At 62.2% G+C, this 18,915-nt stretch carries 14 protein-coding genes and 5 pseudogenes; 3 read left to right on the forward strand and 16 right to left on the reverse strand.

What is annotated here, in order from left to right:
• Positions 1–198: 198 nt before the first annotated feature.
• A complete protein-coding gene (locus NKI17_RS30500; protein ID WP_023819781.1) occupies positions 199–507 on the forward strand; it encodes an alkylphosphonate utilization protein in 309 nt (102 codons plus the stop codon).
• Between the two features lie 13 nt (positions 508–520).
• Here NKI17_RS30500 and NKI17_RS30505 read toward each other — a convergent pair whose 3' ends face one another.
• From NKI17_RS30505 to NKI17_RS30555, 12 genes and pseudogenes are all read right to left on the reverse strand, one after another.
• Positions 521–844, reverse strand: a complete 324-nt coding sequence (locus NKI17_RS30505; protein ID WP_352756788.1) for a hypothetical protein — start codon at positions 842–844, stop codon at positions 521–523.
• A gap of 17 nt (positions 845–861) precedes the next feature.
• Positions 862–1,728 carry a DUF7007 domain-containing protein gene (locus NKI17_RS30510; RefSeq protein ID WP_352907219.1) on the reverse strand — a complete coding sequence of 289 codons (867 nt, stop codon included), beginning with the start codon at positions 1,726–1,728 and terminating at the stop codon, positions 862–864.
• A complete protein-coding gene (locus NKI17_RS30515; RefSeq protein ID WP_352907220.1) occupies positions 1,725–2,201 on the reverse strand; it encodes a UCP036055 family protein in 477 nt (158 codons plus the stop codon). Before NKI17_RS30515 ends, NKI17_RS30510 begins: the two co-directional genes overlap by 4 nt.
• 97 nt (positions 2,202–2,298) lie before the next feature.
• On the reverse strand, positions 2,299–4,041 hold the full coding sequence (locus tag NKI17_RS30520; protein ID WP_352907221.1) for a ParB N-terminal domain-containing protein: 1,743 nt from the start codon (positions 4,039–4,041) through the stop codon (positions 2,299–2,301).
• 665 nt (positions 4,042–4,706) lie between these two features.
• Positions 4,707–5,177: a Ros/MucR family transcriptional regulator gene (locus NKI17_RS30525; RefSeq protein ID WP_352907222.1), complete on the reverse strand. Its 471-nt coding sequence runs from the start codon at positions 5,175–5,177 to the stop codon at positions 4,707–4,709.
• A gap of 415 nt (positions 5,178–5,592) precedes the next feature.
• Positions 5,593–5,781: a hypothetical protein gene (locus tag NKI17_RS30530; protein ID WP_023819786.1), complete on the reverse strand. Its 189-nt coding sequence runs from the start codon at positions 5,779–5,781 to the stop codon at positions 5,593–5,595.
• Between the two features lie 328 nt (positions 5,782–6,109).
• Positions 6,110–11,200: a helicase-like domain-containing protein gene (locus tag NKI17_RS30535; protein WP_352907223.1), complete on the reverse strand. Its 5,091-nt coding sequence runs from the start codon at positions 11,198–11,200 to the stop codon at positions 6,110–6,112.
• Positions 11,201–11,284: 84 nt separating this feature from the next.
• Positions 11,285–11,596: a DUF3085 domain-containing protein gene (locus NKI17_RS37105; RefSeq protein WP_502894660.1), complete on the reverse strand. Its 312-nt coding sequence runs from the start codon at positions 11,594–11,596 to the stop codon at positions 11,285–11,287.
• A pseudogene (locus NKI17_RS37110) lies at positions 11,570–12,079 on the reverse strand (DUF1419 domain-containing protein); the annotation flags it as partial. The pseudogene NKI17_RS37110 and the gene NKI17_RS37105, both read right to left, overlap by 27 nt.
• Positions 12,080–12,404: 325 nt before the next feature.
• Positions 12,405–13,304, reverse strand: a complete 900-nt coding sequence (locus NKI17_RS30545; protein WP_352907226.1) for a DUF3991 and toprim domain-containing protein — start codon at positions 13,302–13,304, stop codon at positions 12,405–12,407.
• Positions 13,305–13,484: 180 nt separating this feature from the next.
• The gene (locus tag NKI17_RS30550; protein WP_352907227.1) at positions 13,485–13,673 is read right to left on the reverse strand and encodes a hypothetical protein; all 189 of its coding nucleotides are present in this window, start codon (positions 13,671–13,673) and stop codon (positions 13,485–13,487) included.
• Positions 13,674–14,204: 531 nt separating this feature from the next.
• On the reverse strand, positions 14,205–14,471 hold the full coding sequence (locus NKI17_RS30555; RefSeq protein ID WP_352784866.1) for a DNA -binding domain-containing protein: 267 nt from the start codon (positions 14,469–14,471) through the stop codon (positions 14,205–14,207).
• Between the two features lie 309 nt (positions 14,472–14,780).
• On the opposite strand from NKI17_RS30555, the pseudogene NKI17_RS30560 reads away from it, so the two are divergent.
• Positions 14,781–15,244 (forward strand): annotated as a pseudogene (locus NKI17_RS30560) (Ros/MucR family transcriptional regulator).
• A 104-nt stretch (positions 15,245–15,348) separates the two neighbouring features.
• Here NKI17_RS30560 and NKI17_RS30565 read toward each other — a convergent pair.
• From NKI17_RS30565 to NKI17_RS30580, 4 genes and pseudogenes are all read right to left on the reverse strand, one after another.
• Positions 15,349–15,966, reverse strand: a pseudogene (locus tag NKI17_RS30565) (PHP domain-containing protein); the annotation flags it as partial.
• Positions 15,963–16,895: pseudogene (locus NKI17_RS30570) on the reverse strand (DUF6504 family protein); the annotation flags it as partial. The pseudogenes NKI17_RS30570 and NKI17_RS30565, both read right to left, overlap by 4 nt.
• Before the next feature lies 1 nt (position 16,896).
• Positions 16,897–17,116: pseudogene (locus tag NKI17_RS37115) on the reverse strand (damage-inducible protein); the annotation flags it as partial.
• A gap of 500 nt (positions 17,117–17,616) precedes the next feature.
• A complete protein-coding gene (locus tag NKI17_RS30580) occupies positions 17,617–18,525 on the reverse strand; it encodes a BRCT domain-containing protein (RefSeq protein WP_352907229.1) in 909 nt (302 codons plus the stop codon).
• A gap of 164 nt (positions 18,526–18,689) precedes the next feature.
• On the opposite strand from NKI17_RS30580, the gene NKI17_RS30585 reads away from it, so the two are divergent.
• Positions 18,690–18,857, forward strand: coding sequence for a hypothetical protein (locus tag NKI17_RS30585; protein WP_352907230.1), 168 nt, complete (start codon positions 18,690–18,692; stop codon positions 18,855–18,857).
• The last annotated feature ends 58 nt before the right edge of the window (positions 18,858–18,915 follow it).

Below are 18,915 nucleotides of genomic sequence, written 5' to 3' on the forward strand. Positions count from 1 at the left end.
ATGCGCGAGGAAATGCAGTGTTCATTCCCGCCGCCAATCCGCCTGCCCGCCAGGCTGCGCGAGGGACGTCAGCGTTTGAACTTCGGCTCCTGCCGGTATAGATGAGCTGCGCCGGTCCGCCGCTGCGGATCAACTCTTTGGCCTGCTCCCATGTCGGGCTGATAGCGTAGCGTGTTCAACTCCGAAACGAGGGCAGCAATGACCGATCAGAATGACGACTACGTCTATGACGACACGACAGGGGAATGGCGACCAGCATCGGAGATGGCTGCCATTGCAGCTTCTGCCGGGAAAATTGAAGTGCGCGATGCCGCCGGCAATGTGCTCGCCGACGGCGACTCCGTCGTCCTCGTCAAGGACCTCAAGGTCAAGGGTGCCGGCCAGGCCCTGAAGCAGGGGACCGTGATCAAGTCGATCCGGCTCACCGACGACCCCGAAGAAATCGATTGCCGGCATGATGCGATCAAGGGGCTGGTGTTGCGAACGGAGTTCGTCCGCAAGCGCTGAGCAGACACCAGTATTAGGTACGCAGCAGGTCCTGCGGGATCCTGTCACGCAGTGCTGCGATTGCAGCGTCCTGCCTGGCCAGTTTGCGTGAGAGCGCATCGATTTCGTGCTGCCTTTCCTGTGTGATCGCGGCAAGGTTCGATCGATACCGTTCCAGAAAGGTCCTGGCATCAGCAGGGTTTCGGCGTCGGTGGCCAATACGCTGGAGCTTGAGCTGCGGAATAATCGCCGTCATCCGCCTCATGATCTGCCGGTCGATCATTTCGAGCTGGCGCTGTGTCTGGCGCCGAGCCTCCTCCATGCGAAAGAGCTGTGCGCGGCGATCGGGGACAGACATTATGTGTCCCTCCCCTGTCAATCCATGAAGCTCGAGGGCCCGCCATAGACACGGTGGCGCGCAACATCGATGACGAATCCAAAGCGGCCGACATGGTATTCGTCGGTCGCAACGAGAAAGCGACGTTCCTCCGTGCCCGGTCCGCGCCTGCCGCCAGGGGTCGCGATAACCTCGGTGAAACCGGCCTGGTGCCCGGAACGGATCGCCGACACCACGACCCAGGCATCGGTATGCTTCTCGAAAAATGCCCGCTCGTCCTTTTTCGCGGATTGGCCGGGTTCGAGCACCCTGCCGTGGATCGCCTCCCAGGCATCCGGGTACCAGTCGCGTATCGACTTTTCCGCACAAGCCCTCTCGAAGTCCGTGAAGAGTTGGGGGAAGGCTTGGGCGACGGCCGCCCAATGGCAGTCCTCTTCATACCAGCCATCATTGGCACGGAGCATCTGATGGACTTTGCGATTTCGCTCCGCCGACAGATGGAACCCGCCATCGCCTGCCGTTGAGTGAGCCACGACGCCCTCGGCATAGACGGTCGCTCCCTGCGACGTTCCCCATGGCGTGTGGGCTCGGGAGTGGATCTCGCGACGTCCGAGAGCCGCGCGCTGCCGCTGGTGAAGGGCGTTCTCCTTGACATGCGCGCGAAACGCCGCCTTGTCGGCAAGCTCTCCGGCATGGCCGTAGAAATCGCTGCGCGTCCATTCGGCCATGTGCCGGCGGATACGCCAGCCCGTGACAAGATAGTGCCGGCCATCGCGGGCCGGAGCCATGGCGAAGGCGTGCTCACCGACAAGGGCAACGCAAAGCCCATCGGCGCTTCGGCCAAAAGTAACTTCCGGAGAACCGGGGGGTTCGACGACATGGGTTTCAGAAGTTCGCGCAGTCATGCTGCCGTCCTCCCTTCTACGGTGTCCGCCGCTACGGTGTCGGCCACGACCTGCTGAAACACGGCGTTCGGATAGCCGTGGCGGGTCAGCCATTCCTCGGCGGCCGCGCGATTGGCGGCAAGATGGACAAGCTCGGCATCGTCGCCGGCGCGGTCGAGCACCAGGACGGAGCCGATTGCGGGCCGCTGCTTGACCGAAAACTCCAGGTCGCTGTTCACCGAAAACGTCTGGTGGACGCGCAGCACAATGGTTCCCTGACTGCCATAGTCGCCCTTGTGCAGGGTGATCGAGGCGGGCAGCATCGTACTGCCGATGCGGGCCTCGACCTGTTTGCGGATAAGGCGGCCGCCACCGTTGCGATTTTCCCAGGCTGCGAGCTTCTTGCGATGCCGCTCTGGCGGGCGTGGGGATCCGTCGGAATAAGTCACGATGGATGCGAGTGGAACAAGGTCATAGATCAATTGGGCGGACATAGTTTTCTCCGTGGTGCTCATGGTGGAAACAGAACCGCCGCCGGTGATGTGCCGGCGGCGGAATGATCGTTCGAAGGGAAAGGTAAGGCGCAGCCGCCTACTCGGCGGCCACCTTGTAAGGCTCGATTTGTTCGTCCGTGAGGTCCTCGTCCTGCGCAGCGGGGTCCTCGCCAACGTCGTCATGCGCGGGCTCGACAACCGCATCGCCGTCGAGCTCGTCCTGGTCCTCCGGCGTGCCGTCGTCAGGCTGTTCCCTGGCCTCGTTGTTCTTCAGCCAGGAGGTCAGCTTTTCCGGAGTGGGCGCAAACAGCGCCGACGGGTGGACGAAGCGGCCTTCCTTGAAATGCTCGACAAGGGCCGCACGGGTATCCTTGACCTTCTGACGGGGCAGGACGGATGTATCCGCGCAGGCGCTTTCCAATGCCTGCCGCGACAGGCATGACAGGAAATCCTCCGTCCCCATGTTGGCCAGGAAGCTGTCGGCGGCGATGACGTCGCCGGCGACACGGGCGACCACGCCGCTGTCCGAGCGATTTTCCCTGCAGGACAGAACGTCGATCAGCAAGGAACGCACGGCAATGCGCAGCGTGTCCATGTCGAACGCGAGCTTGCCCTCCTGGTCGAACAGGCGCGCGGCATGTTCGCCGAGGCCTGCCGCCCCGTAATAGGAGATGTCGCGGGCGCCAGATGCCAATGTCACATTCTGGCCGGCGAAGGCGAGAACGAGCAGCGCCATCAGCGTGTCGTCCTCGATCGGTGCGCGCGACAGCGCCTCGTGCAGTGCGTCGGTACGAAGGTCGCCGATCATCTCCATGCCTTTGCGCGTCACGTCCGGACGCGGCTTTGCCTTAACGACCATATCATCGCCATCGGCCTCGACATCAGCGCCATTCTTGTCCTTGGACTTTTTGACCGCCGGCATACGATACGCGACCGACTGCACCTTGCCGTCGCGGTCGAGATACATGGCGGTGTGATCGGATTTCGACGGCTTACCGTACAGACGCTCGGCCTTGGCCGGCAGCTTCGGCTCGCCCCACTGACCGGCTTCCACGATCACGCCACGCTTGGGCACAGCGTTTGCCATCCACTCCTGCTGGGCGCCAAGAAAGGCCTCGACATCCGTCGTGTAGCGGCTGTCCTCGTCGGCCGGAGCGAACAGGTCCTCGACCCAGGCAATGCCGTAGGCCTGGGCGAGATCGTCACCGAAGCTGGCGTCGCGCGCGTACATGCGGCGCTTCGTCAGGCCCTGCGCCACGCTCCACCACGACACCTGGGGATCGGCCTTGGAGGGCTTGTGCTTCTTCCAGACCTCCTTCTGTTCATCAAGCGAAGCCGAGGCGATGGTGCGCAACTGCTGCTCGTTGGGCATGTCGCCCTTGGCCATCTGCTCCAACATGGCCGGCAGAACGTTGGCCAGCAGGCGCAGCTTCCTGATCTGGCGGACGGGCAGCGCCAAAGCGACGGCGATCGCTTCCTCGGTCCAGCCGAGCGCGACCAGCCGCTCAATGGCGCGCCATTGGTCGACGGGATTGAGCTGCTCGTGAGCGAGCGTTTCCGCCAGCGAGCGCATGGCGCCGCCATCCTCGGCCCTCTCGATCACCAGCACGGCGATCTCTTCGAGACCGGCCGCGATCGCCTGCTTCACCCGACGATGGCCGGCATCGATGACGTAGCCATTGCCGCCATCGGTCTCCAGCGCGACGACAGGCGGCTGCACGATGCCGACGGCACGGATCGTAGCCAGCAGCAGCGCGTCGGCCTGCGGACTCGACTTCGAGCGTCGCGCCTTGTCAGGGTTATCCTTCAGCGCGCGCGGGTCGACAAATTTCAGTTCCATGGGGATGCTCCTTCAAGGGTTTTGCGGACACCGCTGATCGCTGCGTCCTTCCTCGTCTTCTTCCTGAAGACATCCCCCGGCCCGCGGAGCGGGCGGGCCGGTGCACCTGCGGCCGAGCATCCCTGCCCGGCTGGCCGAGCGGGGCTAACAGCCCTGCGCAGGACGACGCGGCCGGGATCGCGAGCGGCGCGGTTGAGCGCCAGCGTCAGCGGCCCGCCCGATCTGCGAGCGGGTTTAATTCCTCCTAAGTTTTCCTTTCCTCAACCCCTGCGACGTAGACCGGGGCATGGCGATAAGCGGAACGGTTCTCTGCCTTGGCGCGGCGGCTCCGTGGCGAAAGCTCACAGGGTTTTTGTTCTACGTTGGTTTTTCTGAAGAGAAACCCGGGTGCTAGCGAGGGAACCCGGCATTGTCCCATTTCGGGACCAAAGTGCTGGCATTGCGCTTGCTTCGGTCGTGGTGCCGGTTGGGTCCCGGTCCTGATCGGGTACTTTGATCAGGTGTAGGCTCGCCGGGCTTGAGGTGGTTGGGGTTTCTTCGCCCGGCGAGTTCCGCCACGCTAAGAACAAAGGCCGGCGCCCTCGCTGGAGCTGATCCGAATGGCGCCGGCTCCGGGCGGGATTGGGATCCGCCGCGCCTTGACATAGCTGAGTCGTTACGTCGCGTCAGGTGGTGGCGGTCACTTTGGTTTTCCGCTTCGCGGGTGCCTTCTTGGCTGGTGCGACGGGTTCAGCCTTGCGCCCAAGCCCGATGGACTTCGCCAGTTGCGAGCGCTGAGCGGCGTAATTCGGAGCCGTCATCGGATAATCGCGCGGCAAGCCCCACTTCTCGCGATAGGCGTCCGGCGTCAGACCGAAGTCCGTGCTAAGGTGCCGCTTCAGGGATTTGAACTTCTTGCCGTCTTCGAGGCAGATAATGAAGTCTGGCGTCACCGACTTCTTTGGGTTGACCGCGGGAGTTTGCGGCTCAACGATAGGTGCGATCGGCATACCAAGCGCGGACAGAGACTTGTGCACGGATGCGATTAGTTCAGGCAGGCCGGTAGCCGGTACAGGGTTCTTACTTACGTAGGCGGACACAATCTCCGCAGTAAGCTCGGCTAGTTCGGCGGCGCGGCGGTCGGATTCTTCTGTCAATGCGTCGGTCCTTTTGTCTGATTTGTCCCATCTCTATTTGAGCAATGTCCAGTACGCAACCGGGCCTGATCTATTCTAAGCCAATGATGGCGACCGGCTTTGCGCCGCTGGGCAAGAGCGACGCCAAAATTGATGCGTTCTTTTTGGCCCCGGCTCGGCTGTAGACCAAAAAACAGGCGGCCCGTCAGCCAGTGACGGCCCGCTTATATGCCGATTAGCTCAAATAACGGAACGCCCAACGGACAAGTACGGAACCAAGGCGGTTACGTCAGACCTTTGCTTGCGTGGTGCAAGGCTTTAGTCTTGCCGTCTTATGGTGAAGAACGGAATTTGATTGGCACGACATAGGGCGACCCCGCAACGGATCAATAGCAAACTGAACTTAGGCGGCTATGGTGTGAACGCGGAAGTCGGGTCAGATCCGCTTGAAGTCCTTAAGCCCCAGGCGTATCCGCTGGCTTTCCGCGAAGGCAAGGGCGACCGATTCCAGGTCGAATGATCGGGTAAGTTCTTCGCCGTTCCCAACAACACGGACGAACCACTCGCCCATGGCCTCGACTATCTCAACGGACGTGTGGTTTGCGCCGCCTTTGGTGTCTTCCATCGCAACGCCTCGTGTCTGGATGGGGACAAGACGAAACAATATGACTGCTCGATCTTTCAAGCGCTAAAAGGCCGGCGCCTGCTTTTGCGGGGGGCTCTGGCAGGCGCCAGCCGGACGGTCCAATCAGGTCCGCCGCGATGATCCAGTTAGCTGATTCTTGACGTTACGTCATGTGGTCTGGCTGGCCGGAGCCGAGCATGACAGAAACGCGGCATCCAACATGTTAAGCAGTTCGGCGCGCCTCCTGCATCGCCTGCACCCGAGCCACCTCGAACCTTTGCCGCCGGTCAATGCCTGAGACAATGAGCGGCAGCCTTTATCGAGCCTGCTATGCGGCTGCACGCGAATTCTGGCCATCAATCGAAGACGCAAGATCGGTTTCGATGTCCGCAAGCTGCCGGCGCTTGTCAGCCAGTTCACCAGAGAACCCGAACTCGCCGCCCTGACGCGAGCGATAGGAGGTGAGCCTGAGCTCGGCATCCTCAAGACGCTGGCGGTATTGTACCTGCTCGCCCTCGAAGCCGGCCAAGGCATGCTCGAGGCGAGAAATCGCACCAAGTGGCGTGGTCGTGACAGGGAGCTCGATTTCATAATCGGCGCCGGTGCGCATCAGCATCGTGGCATAGCGGTAGCCGTCCTTGCCGAAGCGCTCGCCGCAATATTCGAAATCGAAGCCGCCGATGGAGGCGATGGTGGTTTTCCCATTCTGCTGAAGCTGCACGAGAGTCAGGATTTCCTTCATCAGTGCACGACCGGCGCGTTTGCGCTCCGTGGACGCCTCGCCCCCGACCACCATGCTGAACCCATCGCCGGTCGTCGGCACGAGGCGCTCGATATCCTTGCCCACCTCGCCGATGCGCCGGGTCGCGTATTCGATATCGCGCTCGGCATCGCGGATCTGCCGCCGAACGGCGTGCTCATCATCAATGTGGGCCGCGCGAAGGCGCTCCAGGCGGGCAATGTCTGCCTCCAGACCTGCCTTTTGCATCAGACGTGGATCGCCCGAGGCGATCGCCTTGGCCATAGCAAACTGGTTGGCCTGCCCCTCACCCATATCCTCCAACCGCCGAATGGACGCGTCTCCGGAGAGGGCGGCCGCGATGAACCGGGCCTTGCGCTCGTTGTTCTGCCACATCTGGGCGTCCATCGATCCTTCCGTGGCGTAGGCGAAGATATCGATGACATCGTGCTGGTTGCCCTGCCGCAGGATACGACCTTCGCGCTGCTCGATCTGGGACGGAAGCCACGGCACATCGAGATGATGCAACGCCTTGAGGCGGAGCTGCGCGTTGACGCCGGTGCCCATCGTGTCGGAAGAGCCGACCAGGAACCGGATTTTTCCAGCGCGCACATCACCGAACAGGCGCTGCTTGGCCTCCGACTTCTTGAAATCCTGCATGAACGCAATTTCCGATGCCGGAACGCCCCTGCGGACCAACTCGTCCCTGATCCAGCGATAGGCCGAAAAGCCTCTGGTTTTCTCGACGCTGATCGTGCCGAGATCGGAAAAAATCATCTGCGCTGCGCCAGGAAGTTCGAACGGCTTGCCGTCGGCGCGGACATAGCTGCTTTGCGCTGTTTCTTGCCAGATACGGAAGGCATTGCCGATCAGTTCGTTGAGCTTGTTGTCCGGCTCATTGTCATTGTCGGGATCAACCAGGCGCAGGTCGATAGCAGCGTGCCGGCCATCGGTGATAACCGACAGCAGGATGTCGTCACCAGCTTCTGCCGGACGGTCGCGTTCCTCGATGGCCTTGATGCGGGCGTCGAGCACCATCTGGTAGCGCTTGAAGGCGGCGGACGGTTTGGCGGTGATGATCTGACGTGCGCCGGTCGAAAGCGCCGGCACCTTCACATAGTCGCGAAGGTCTTGCGGCATCACCACATCCGCGAAGGAGCGGAACATCGCGATCAGCTCCGGCACGTTGACGAAGGTGGCGAAGCGCGTCACCGGCTTGTATTTGCCGGATGGCTGCAATTCGAGTTCAGTCGTGACGTCGCCAAAGGTCGAAGCCCAGGCGTCGAACTCGTGCAGGCCACGCTGGAGCAGCGCCTGGTAACCGAGATAGCGCTGCACCGAGAACATCTCGCCAAGCGTGTTGGTGATCGGCGTGCCGGACGCCAGCACGAGCGCCCGGCCCGGGTTCTTCGTCTCCACGAACCGGGATTTGACATAAAGGTCCCAGGCCCGCTGCGAGCCGTTCGGATCGACGCCCTTGAGCGTCGACATGTTGGTGGCGAAGCTGAGCTTCCTGAACTCCTGGGCTTCATCGACGATGATCTGGTCGACGCCGATCTCGGAGATGGTGAGCAGGTCGTCCTTGCGGGTCGCCAGCGCCTCCAGCCGTTCCTTGAGCCCCTCCTTCAGCCGCTCGAGACGCTTGCGCGAGACGCGGTCGTCGCTCTCGACCTTGGTCAGCAGCGTCTCGTAGAGTTCCAGTTCGTCGTGGATCATCTGTTGCTCGAATGCCGACGGCACGCCGATGAAGCGGAAGGCGCTGTGGGTGATGATGATCGCATCCCAGGTCGCCGTCGCCGCCCGCGACAGGAAGCGATGTCGCTTGTCCTTGGCAAAATTCGTCTCGTCGGCCACCAGGATTCGCGCGGTCGGATAGAGCGCCAGAAATTCGCGGGCCATCTGTGCAAGGCAATGGCCGGGAACGACCAACATGGCCTTGGCGATCAGGCCAAGCCGGCGCTGCTCCATGACGCCCGCGGCAATCGTCATGGTCTTGCCGGCGCCGACGGCATGGGCGAGGTAGGTCGAGCCAGCCGAGACGATGCGCCAGATGCCGCGCTTCTGGTGCCCATAAAGAGAAAAGGCGCCGGAGGCGCCTGGAAGTTGCAGGTGTTCCCCGTTGAATCTTCGGGGGGCGATGTTGTTGAAGCGGTCATTATAGACCCGCGCCAGCCGATCCGTCCGGTCGGGATCGGACCAGATCCAGTTCTGGAAAGCGGTCTTGATCTTCTGCAGCTTTTCCTTGGCGGCTTCCGTATCCACGACATTGAGCACGCGCTTTTCAGCATGGCCCTCCTTCACCGTATCGAAGATCTGCGGCACCCGGCTATTCAGCGCGTCGGCTATGAGCTCGCCGGCATGACGGCGATCGGTGCCCCATTCGGACGTGCCCGCCGCCATCCACCCCAATTGCCGTGCTTCTACCGTCCACGAGGCCAGCTCCGGCATATGATGGATCCTGATCTCGGCGCCCATCGTCTCCTTGACGAAGGCGGCAACATCGGCGGCGGGTATCCATGGTGCGCCAAGACGGGCGGTAATGTCGGAAGGGCGAAGATCGGCCGGCTGAACCTCGACCAGGGCACGGACATTGCGCTCGAAGACGGGGTCGAGGGCGGCGGCGCCTTTTGCGGGGTTGAGCTTGTCGCGGACCTGGCCGGAGAGATAAGCGTCGGCCGTTTGCCAGGAACCGGTCTCGGGATCGCGGTAGACGGCGTCGCCAAGTTCGGTGATGACTGCTTCAACATCGGCGTGCAGCAGCTCGGCGATGTGATCGATATCAACATGGCCGCGTTCGTTGAGCACGACGGCAAGCGCATCGGCAGCATTTGTGATGATCGGTGCCGCGGGCGGCGCGATGACGCGCTCGGTGAAAATCGCACCCGGCCGGGCGGTATTGGTCTCAAGATCGTAGTCTTCGATGGAAGCCACCAGCCAGCAATCGGGATCGTCGAGGAAGGGCTGGAGGTTAGGCCGGCGATGCACTTCGCGGACCTCGCCGGTCTCGGTGTCCTCGCTGGTGGAAACGACGGTCGTGTTGATGGGGCCGAAGGCGCGCACAAAATTCGACCAGGCGATGCGCAGCTTGACTTGGGCCGGCTTCCAGGGCCGATCGAACTCCTGCGCCTTCAGGACTTCACGCACGGCATCACGGATGGGGATCAATTTGCGGATGATACGCGCGTGCTTTTCGGGCACGCCTTTGCTCGCCCGGCCGTTGCGCACGGTGATGGTGACGGCAGCACCGTCGATCATCTGCGCCAGGGCGGCATTTTTCGCGACGAAGAAACTGCCCTCGCGCACGCCGTCGCCTTGTGGCAGAGCATCGACGGCATCGTCGCTGTCCTCGGCGTCATGATCAATCTCGTCCGGCTCGCCGTTGTAAATGGCTTCCGGAAGGAGGGAGATCGCTGCGGTGAGCGCCCGCTCCAGATCGACGCCGGGATGGGGCAGACAGGAATAGGCCTCGCCGTAAGGCCCCGAGATCGAGGCATGTGTGCCGAGCACGAAATCCGGGTGGCGCGCGAACCATCGGTTTACGCGGATCGCGCCCTCATCTGCAGTTGCTCCCCGGACCTCCTCGGTGTCGAGCCATGACAGGTCGCCCTCTGGCTCGCCGATCTTGCGCTTGCGGAAAAACAGGATGTCGACCACGACATCCGTCCCGGCGTCGGCCCGGAAACTGCCCTCGGGCAGGCGGATGGCGGCAATCAGGTCGGCGGTCTTCGCAATGTGCTCGCGCGCGGTGCTGTCGGCCTTATCAAAAGTGCCGCAGCTGGTGACGAAGGCGGCGAATGCCCCCGGCTTCAACAGGTCGACGGAGCGCGCGATAAAATAGTCATGCAGCCGCAATGCCATCGACCGATACGCCCGATCGGAGCGCACGGTTCGATCCGAAAACGGCGGATTGCCGATGGCGAGGTCGAAGCTCGCCGGCAGGTCGGTGCGGGCGAAATCGCCGGCTATGATCCGCGCTTGCGGCTGCAACAGCCGCGCGATGCGCGCGGTGACGGGATCGAGTTCGATCCCGGTGACATGGGAAACATCGCGCAGGGACTGCGGCATCAGCGCCGGAAACAGGCCGGTTCCGACGCCTGGTTCAAGAACCCGGCCGCCGCGCCATCCGAGACGCTGGAGGCCTGACCAGATCGCCCGGATGATGAACTCAGGCGTAAAGTGGGCATATTGGGTGCAGCGCGCGAGCGAGGCATAGTCGATCTCGCCGACGGCATCTTCCAGGTCCGAGCCGATGTCGTCCCAGCCCCTACGGAATCCGAGCTCGCCGGGACGGCGGAAGACACCATTGGCAAGGTCGGACGCGCCAAATCCCGTGAACCGGATCAGCCGCTCCTGCTCCTCACGCGTGGCAGGACGATCGTCGGCCTCGATCTCGGCGGCGAGCCGGATCGAGGCGATGTTGTCGCGGGCCCGATCCTTCCAGCCACGGGCCAGCCCACGATCGCCGGCAAGATGAAAGTTCAGTCCATGAACCCGTCGAGGCTTCGACGTCGGTTGCCTGGCTGCAACCGCCGGTGTGACCGGCGAAGGCGCGGAGGAATCGGGATCATCTTCATCGCCCGGCCGGAAGTCAGCCGCGAAGGCCGTGACGCCAAGGCCAAGTCCGGGCGAAATGGCCGTGCTGCCGAACAGGTCGATGGTAAAGGGGTCGTCATGAGCCATGGAAATCTCCTTGGATCTGAGGGCGAGCACGATCAGGCGGACGGCGTTGACGTCCGCGTGAAAGGGCTGGCAGGTTTGCTGGGGTTAGCGGGCGATCAGCGAGAGCGAGACTTCGGTCTCGGTGAGCTGCACGTTGAGATGCGTGCAGCGGAGGTTGCGATCGAACAGCGGGATCAATTGCTCGGCGTCGATGAATTCGACGCCGTCGTGACCGCCGAAATGGCGCTGCTTGTAGTGAAACCAGTCGGGGTTGCCGATCGGGTGGCACTCTTCGGAATAGAGGACGAGCGGGCGCTCGCCGTCTGCGAGTTTTCCGTTCGATATGATGCAGACTCCTTGGTCTCCGACCAGCCACAGGCCGGGGATCTCGCCCTGCCGGCCGCCATAACAGAGCACCGTACGCTTGCCGTGATGCTCCGGCAGCCAGCGGTCCCCGGCATAGCCACCGTACTCGTCGTGGGTGGCGCTCCAGATATGCTCCAGCCGCTCTCCGCGCGTCATCGCCTTCACCGGCCAGGACTCGCGCTCGACGATGGCATCGCGCATTTCGGCAGGCGATCGTGCGACATTCAGGTCGCAATAGGCATGATAGTAATGCGTTCTGCCGTCGATGCGCAGCGTGTAGAAGACGCTGGTAATGCTATCGGTAAGGAACTCGCGCAGCGCGAACATCTCGCCTCGCATCCAGAGCGGTGGCAGGATCTCCAGCATGTAGTCGTGCTCGCCGCAGGCTACTCCAAACCACTCCCCGCTATAAAGAGATCCGGCATCGACGTGATCTCGTTCCGGGCGCTGCGCATGGCGATCGAACATGCGAAACATCTGCCGGCGGTCGGCGATGCCCTGGTAGACTTTGCGATTGGGAACACAGGGGTTCATTTGCGGGCTCCTTCAGCCTCGTCGGGCCTGAGCGCGCAGCACCCCCGTGGATGCCCATCATCTTCAGCCCTTCATGACCCCTCCCCTGCGGCCCCTCTCCGTCAGGGCGGGTCAAGGGCCGGCGCAGCCGGGCGAAGCTTCACCCTTGCACGCGACCGGCGGGCATGCGGCAGCCGGGTTTCCTTTTCTTTTCTCCCTTTCCTTGTGGCCCTCCCCAATTTGGCGGTGCGAACCGGCTGTCATGGCAACGTGCGCACCTTTTCGAGCGGACATGACTACGGCCGGCGATCTTCAATTCTGCGCTGCGGTTGAGTGATCGGCGCCATCAGGCGGATGCCGCGTCCTGCAGCATCGCGTTCCAGTCTTCGGCGCGCGGCTTCAGCCGCTCAAAGTCACAGGCGAGCTCGCCGGCAATCTCACGCAGTCTCGACACGAATGCCTCACCCTGGGGGTTGGCGTCGGTGGCCGCTACAAGCCGCGTGTTCGGCCTTCCTCCCAACAGGCGAAGAGCCGTGTCCGTCGCCGGCGACCAGCCGCCGCCGGTGCTTGCATAGAGCGTATCGCGCCGGATCCGTTCGATCGCGGCCAGGCTCATGGCGTCGATGGCCGCTTCGCTGACGCAGATGCGGGTGGCTGTCGCGGACCCCAACCGGAACAACACCTTGCCGCCCCCGGCGGCAAAGCCACGCCATTGCGGTCCGCGCTCCTCCCAGCCGGTGACGAGACCGGCCGCGTCGCTGTGGACGGCCCACATGCTGCCGCGCGGGCCTTCCCTCAGAACGTTCTGAGCGATCGCAGTCGCAATGACCTGTTCGGGAATGTGCCGCTCATCGCGCAGATAGCGCCAAGTCGCCGACCCGCGCCACGGCTTGCGTCGGGCCGCCCATCGCTTCGGAACCGACTGGTCGGGCTCGGTCTCCCGAGACTGTCGTTTCCATTCCGGCTCGCTCGGCACGAACCCCGCAAGCGAGGCTACCTGCAAGAGGGCTTCCAGGAAATCGCCGCCATCCAGATGCTGCACCAGCGAATAGACATCGCCCTTTCGATCCGACAACGGGTCGAACCATCCCTTGCCGTCATGGATGACGATGATGATATCGTCGCCACGACGGTATTTGACCGCTTTGCGAGTGCTTTCCTTGAGGTCGACCGTGAAGCCGCCGGTCTCCAGCACCGCCGCACAGCCGACCCGGCCGCGCAGCGCTTCAAGATCCGTCTTTTCCATTTTTCTCTCCCGGCAGCCTTCCGGCCGGCCTTTCTTCAAGTCTATTTCTTCCACACAATTGGCGGAACACTCCGCGACAACCGCGAAGAGCAAAGGGCGCAAGGGCGCGGCTTTCGCCGCGGCGCAGCCTCCCTTGCGGCCTGCCGCTCGCAAGCGGCACGCCGTGGCATAGAGGCCGGTTCAATGAACCGGCCGGCCTCCTGTGTATGGACAGTATTCGGCGATCGCGTCGACTTCGTCGCCGTCGAGGTCGTCGGCAGGAAGAACGCCGTATTCGTTGTCATCGACCTTGAACAGGATGACCGGCCTCATCAGGGTGCGAGCGAGGTTCCAGGCGTGGCTCTGAGAGAGGCTGAGTTCGTGCGACATTTGTTTGGCTCCTTGGTCGCGGAGACCATTCCCCGCTCGACAGGCGCCCGTCGGGTCCAGCCGGGACCGCGATCATCGCGATGGCGAAGCCGTGAGCGACGGCACGCTTGCGTAGTCCGACCCCGCAGTGGGTTGATCGGCAAGGTCCGGGCTGGAACAAGGGAGTTAAGCCGAAAAAGCGGGAAAAGGGCTTTGCACAGGAGCCAAGTCACTCGGCACGAAACCTCGCGGATTCATGCTTGCGGCACTTGCGGCTGACTTATGCTGGCTTCATCAAGGCCTAGGCGAAAAAACCGTCCTTCCTGTACCGACGATGCCGCCACGATAGTGGCGTCCGCACAAAGAACCCGATCCGGGCAACACCATCCTAACTCGCACCAGTCGCCGGCCATCTGGTCGATGGTCATGTCGAGCAAAGAACTGAGGTCTTTCAATTTGGACTAATTCCCGCAGCCCCGACCGTCAGACCGGTCTTGTCGCGGGCGCCGTATCCACATCTGACAAGCGGAGCGTGTCGCCCCCTGTTCGCCCTCACCCGGCGAACAATTCCTTGTAACCGGTCGTCACCATCCAGTTCGCCCGATCGAGATGGCTTCGTACGATTTTCCGGGCGCGCTCCGGCTCTTGCACCGGATCGATGCCGAGGATGACCTGCGCCATCTCCTCATAGCTTGCCTCATCGGCACCTGCATCCAGGAGCCTCAGGTAGGTCGTGAAGTGCTGACGGTCGTAGGTGGTCAGGCTGTCAGACCAGGGCACTTCTTCTTTAAGACCTGGTTTAACGTCTGGATATTTCATCATGATTTCGGGCTCCGGAAGTAAGTGATCGAGAGCGATTGTTTCTTTTCGACAGCCTAACCAAGCGGATGGGAAACATCGTAGCTAACACAACATCGCGATCATGACCCGCAAGCGCCCGCTCGAGGCGATATGCGCATCTTCTGAGCGGTTCAACCCAGGTTAGGGATAAATTGCAAAAAGCTCAAGACCGTCCTCGGTGCCGACGAGCATCGCGATAGTCCTGCAGGGCTGTATTTGCTTTCGGTGGCGACCGCCACCATGAAGCGACGCTTCGCCGACTGTGTTTCACGCCGCCTGGAGAGTTTCATGACAGAAGAAGCCGAAAAAAAATCGACACCCTCATCGAGCTCACCGCCGATGTCGTCTCAGCCTATGTCTCCAACAATCCGATCCCGGTGGGGGATCTCCCTGCCCTCATCGGCCAAGTGCACGCGGCCCTGAAAGGGACGGCCGGAGGTGTCTCTGCAGAAGTGCCGGTTGCCCTTACGCCTGCAGTCCCGATCAGGAAGTCAGTGACACCGGACTACATCATCTCCCTTGAGGACGGGAAGAAATTCAGATCGCTAAAGCGCCATCTGTCGACCCACTATGGGCTAACGCCGGACGCATATCGGGCCAAATGGGGCCTGCCGGCGGATTATCCCATGGTCGCGCCGAACTACGCCGCGGCGCGCTCGGCAATGGCCAAGACGATGGGGCTCGGCCGCAAACCGAAAGAGCCGGAAACGACGCCGCCGGCGAAGCGCACCCGCAAGAAGGTCGCAGCTTGATTTCAGCGTTCGAGGTTCGTTCTGGAGCGCGCGCGCGGAGGGCCGCTATCGTCGCTTGATAGCGGTGCGACCAATCGAGGCCGGTGCGGGTGAGCAAGCGGATGTCGCTGCCGTCGATCCGCGCGTGCATCCTGCATCATGCGGCGGGCTGGCTCGTGGAAAAGCACGTCATTGGTGACGACGGTGGGCACGTGCATCGCCGTCGCAAGATTTGCCAGCTCGTGAAGCCTGAGCCGGTCGTTCGGACGCCTGCGCAAGGTGAGCGCCAGACAGGCGCGATCACCGAAGATCTCGCGCAGCCGCCGCAAACAAACGGCACAAAGATCATCGGCTTCGTCCGGCACCAGGACAGCAATCAGTCCTTCGCCATAGGCGACGACATCATGCCATTCCAGATGACACTTCGCCTTGCCGGCCCTGCCCTTGCCGAGCGACAGCAGGCGGCAGAGCCGCGAATAGGCCGGTCGATCGGTTGGATAGGCCAGGATCGACATGCCCTCGGCGAGATCGAGACGGCAGCCGACGATCAGCCAGACGCCTGTCGTTTTCGCCGCTTCATGCGCGCGCACGATGCCGGCAAGCGAATTGCGGTCGGCGACGGCGAGTGCTTCGATGCCAAGCAATGCCGCCTGCGCAAACAGCTCCTCGCAGGATGATACTCCACGCAGGAACGAGAAATGCGAGGTCACCTGCAACTCGGCATATCGGGTGGCGCCTGTCATCCGAAGATCCCGTGCATGAGCCATTTATGCGATCCGGTCGCGGCGTCTTCGCCGTCGCGTGCGCGGTAGACCCAGTAGCGTTCGCCGTTCTCGCCTCGACCTGGAAATAGTCCCTCACCGCCGCGAGCTCGGTGTCGCGCTTCCACCATTCCCCGAAAACCCGCTCCGGACCGTCCGCACGCTTCACGCGTCGGCGAACGCCGCGCCAAGTGAAAGTCACGGGTGGATGGTCGGGAAGAAGTGCGACCGTCTCGATCGGCTCGGGTCGTGGCAACAGCCGCGTTGGGCGCGGCCAATGTCCGGGCCAGCCCTCGCCGGTATCGGGCGCCATTGGGGCGATGAGTTGAACCGACCGTTCGGGAACGTCGCTCTGCACCGGGGCGAAGCGATAGAGCCGGTCCCCACCGACACGGTTGGCGAGGATGTCGGTCACATCCGACACATGGGGTTCGGGCGCCTCGGCGAGCGAGGAAATCATCTGCTTGGCCCGCAGCGGCTCGGCAACGGTCGCGGCAAGCCGCATCAGCTCGATGCCGAACCCTGGATCGATAGTTTCGATTTTTATCTGCGAGAAGCCGGGTCAACCGCTTTGTGTCACGCACCGGCATTGCTGTCCCGACACGGATCGCCTCGATGCGATTGTCGACGCGGAAGAACAGAAGATCGAGCCGGCGTGCGCCAAGCCCTCGCGTCTCGAGTGAGGCGCACAGTTCAGCGACCAGCTTGCCGGTATAGCGCGCAATTGTTTCTGCCGCGCCGATCGGCTCGGCAAAATTGCGGCGCACTTCGACGATTTCCTGCGGCCGGATCGGCTCGATCGGTTCGCTCATCCGTCCAAAAGCCTGGTCGAGACGACGGCCGGGTTCCGGTCCAAAACGCAAGGCGAGCGACGCGCGCGGCCTGCCGCCAAGATCAGCGATTGTCTCGAAGGATCCCGATGGCGCCGGAGCTTCCGGCGGCAAGCTGAAGCCGCCGCAAGGCCGTCATCGAAAGCCGGGCAATCTCGGCAACGACAGGGCCAAAACCGCCACGAAGGCGTTCTTTCGAAACAGGCGAGAACTGATTTTTCGTCGCCGGCTTCGACATAGATCACCCTTCCCGGAGGCAGGCCGGCCTGTTCGATCGCAGGCGCGAAAAGATCTGGTCGCGATCGACAGGGTACTGCCGGGAGGGGGATTGGTCTATGGCGGTCTGCACGAGGTTACCACTCCGAACGGCAAAACCGTGCGGGCGCGCGCGTTTCCGCCTTCGAGACGCGCAATGCGGTCTCGAAGCTCGGAAATGGCAGTAGGGGGCGCCGATACACTCATCTGACCCTTGAAACCCAGAAAGCCCGTGATATGTTCTACATTTGTTCTCGTCTTGGCTGGAGTCAACCGGATGATGTCGTGCCCCTGCGGAAGGAGGCATTCGATGCTCGGGCCTTTGCCGTGCCAGATCAGTCGCCGAAGCAATTGAAGCGAATGGCAATGAAATCCCGCACCGCGTCGCTTGGGCTTCCGTTACATTGGCTACAATGCGGCTAGAAGCTTCATAGCCACCTCTGGGGATGTGACTAAGGACCCCTGTTCTTATAGTCGCAGTGGCCGGATTCGAACTTTATCCGGAGTCCGAGTGTCCAATGAGTTAGATTGAGCTTCCAGAGGATGGTTAGAGATCCAACGCCTTGGCTAGCATCGGCTCAAGAACTAGATCAGGCCGACCTCCCTTTTGGCGAAGCTCCATAGCTTTGATGATCTTCGTGCCTTCGTGGCTGTGCTTCCAGTCCCGAGATGCTTCGGCCGCGACGACGAGGTAGTCGGTCCGGCCGCAGACGGTCTCCTTCCAATCACCACCGCGTTCGAAAATTATCCCGGCGATTACCTTTCGAGGACCGATTACGAATTTTCCCGTAAGGACGAACATCCGGTTCGGAATCACGAACTGGCTTGCATCCTCCAAGGCGCCGTCAATGACACCTACGTTGCCGAAGGTAGCCAGCCCCGTGTCTGTCGCGCTGTCGCCGACAAGACGCGAAATCCACCCGCATATGTCTTCAGCCTCCTCGGCGGTTATGCGACCGTCTGCGATGGACCTTCTGGCGGTATCTCCGAGAGATGCCACGCGGCTATCCTTCAGCAGAACCACACTCGAATCCAACCTGGTCAGCAGTTTTTCGACCTCTGTCGGTGTGATGGAGTTGTCGCAGGCGATGCCGGCACAGAACCCGTAGAACTCGTTGACTTCGTCCTTGTCATTGGCGACCGCAAACTCCCGCGAGCGTATGCCGATTATTGTTTCAAGGACGGCGTAGACCTCCTCCGGCGCGTCACCCCATATGTCCAGATCGCGGATGAGTTCGGCAGCATCATCGTCGTGAAGAAGGGACAGGAACTGTTCAGCTTCGGCCCTGAGGGGCGGCATCTCCGCTCGCTCGACCCGCTCGCTGGCCATCACGCCCTTCAAGAATCCGAGCCAGTACCCCAACGCCTTGCGGTGATTTGCCTGCGCATGGATTCTCCCGAGCGCGGGCCCCTCGTGTCCGAGTGTACCACTCCCTTTCCGGAACAATTCAACCATTGTCGCCCCCCTCGACTGTATAGATTTCTATTGTGTATCCTGCGCATGTGAGCACAAGGTGGCGCCTGGCGCTTCGACGAGCCACCCCTTCAAGAACCAGCGTCGGCATGGCGACCAAAAGTGCTGAGGCAAGAGACCGCCATTCCAAAAAGGAAACATTCATCATGGATACCCATGCCGTTATTGCGTCCCTGCCAGTCGCCGGGGCCGACCGGGGTGTGCTTATTGAGACCGCAAATGCCGCGTTCGAAAGGGTTATTGAGCGGATCGAGCCGGCCAACGAGGAGCTAGAGCACATCCTGTTTAATCCGGTTCATATCCTGCGGCTTTGAAGTAGTTGGCACATTCGGCTGGCGTGAAGAGGTCGAGGACCGCGCCGACCGCGTCCCA

The sequence above is a fragment of the Mesorhizobium sp. M0816 genome (assembly GCF_040320005.1).
GTDB lineage: Bacteria > Pseudomonadota > Alphaproteobacteria > Rhizobiales > Rhizobiaceae > Mesorhizobium.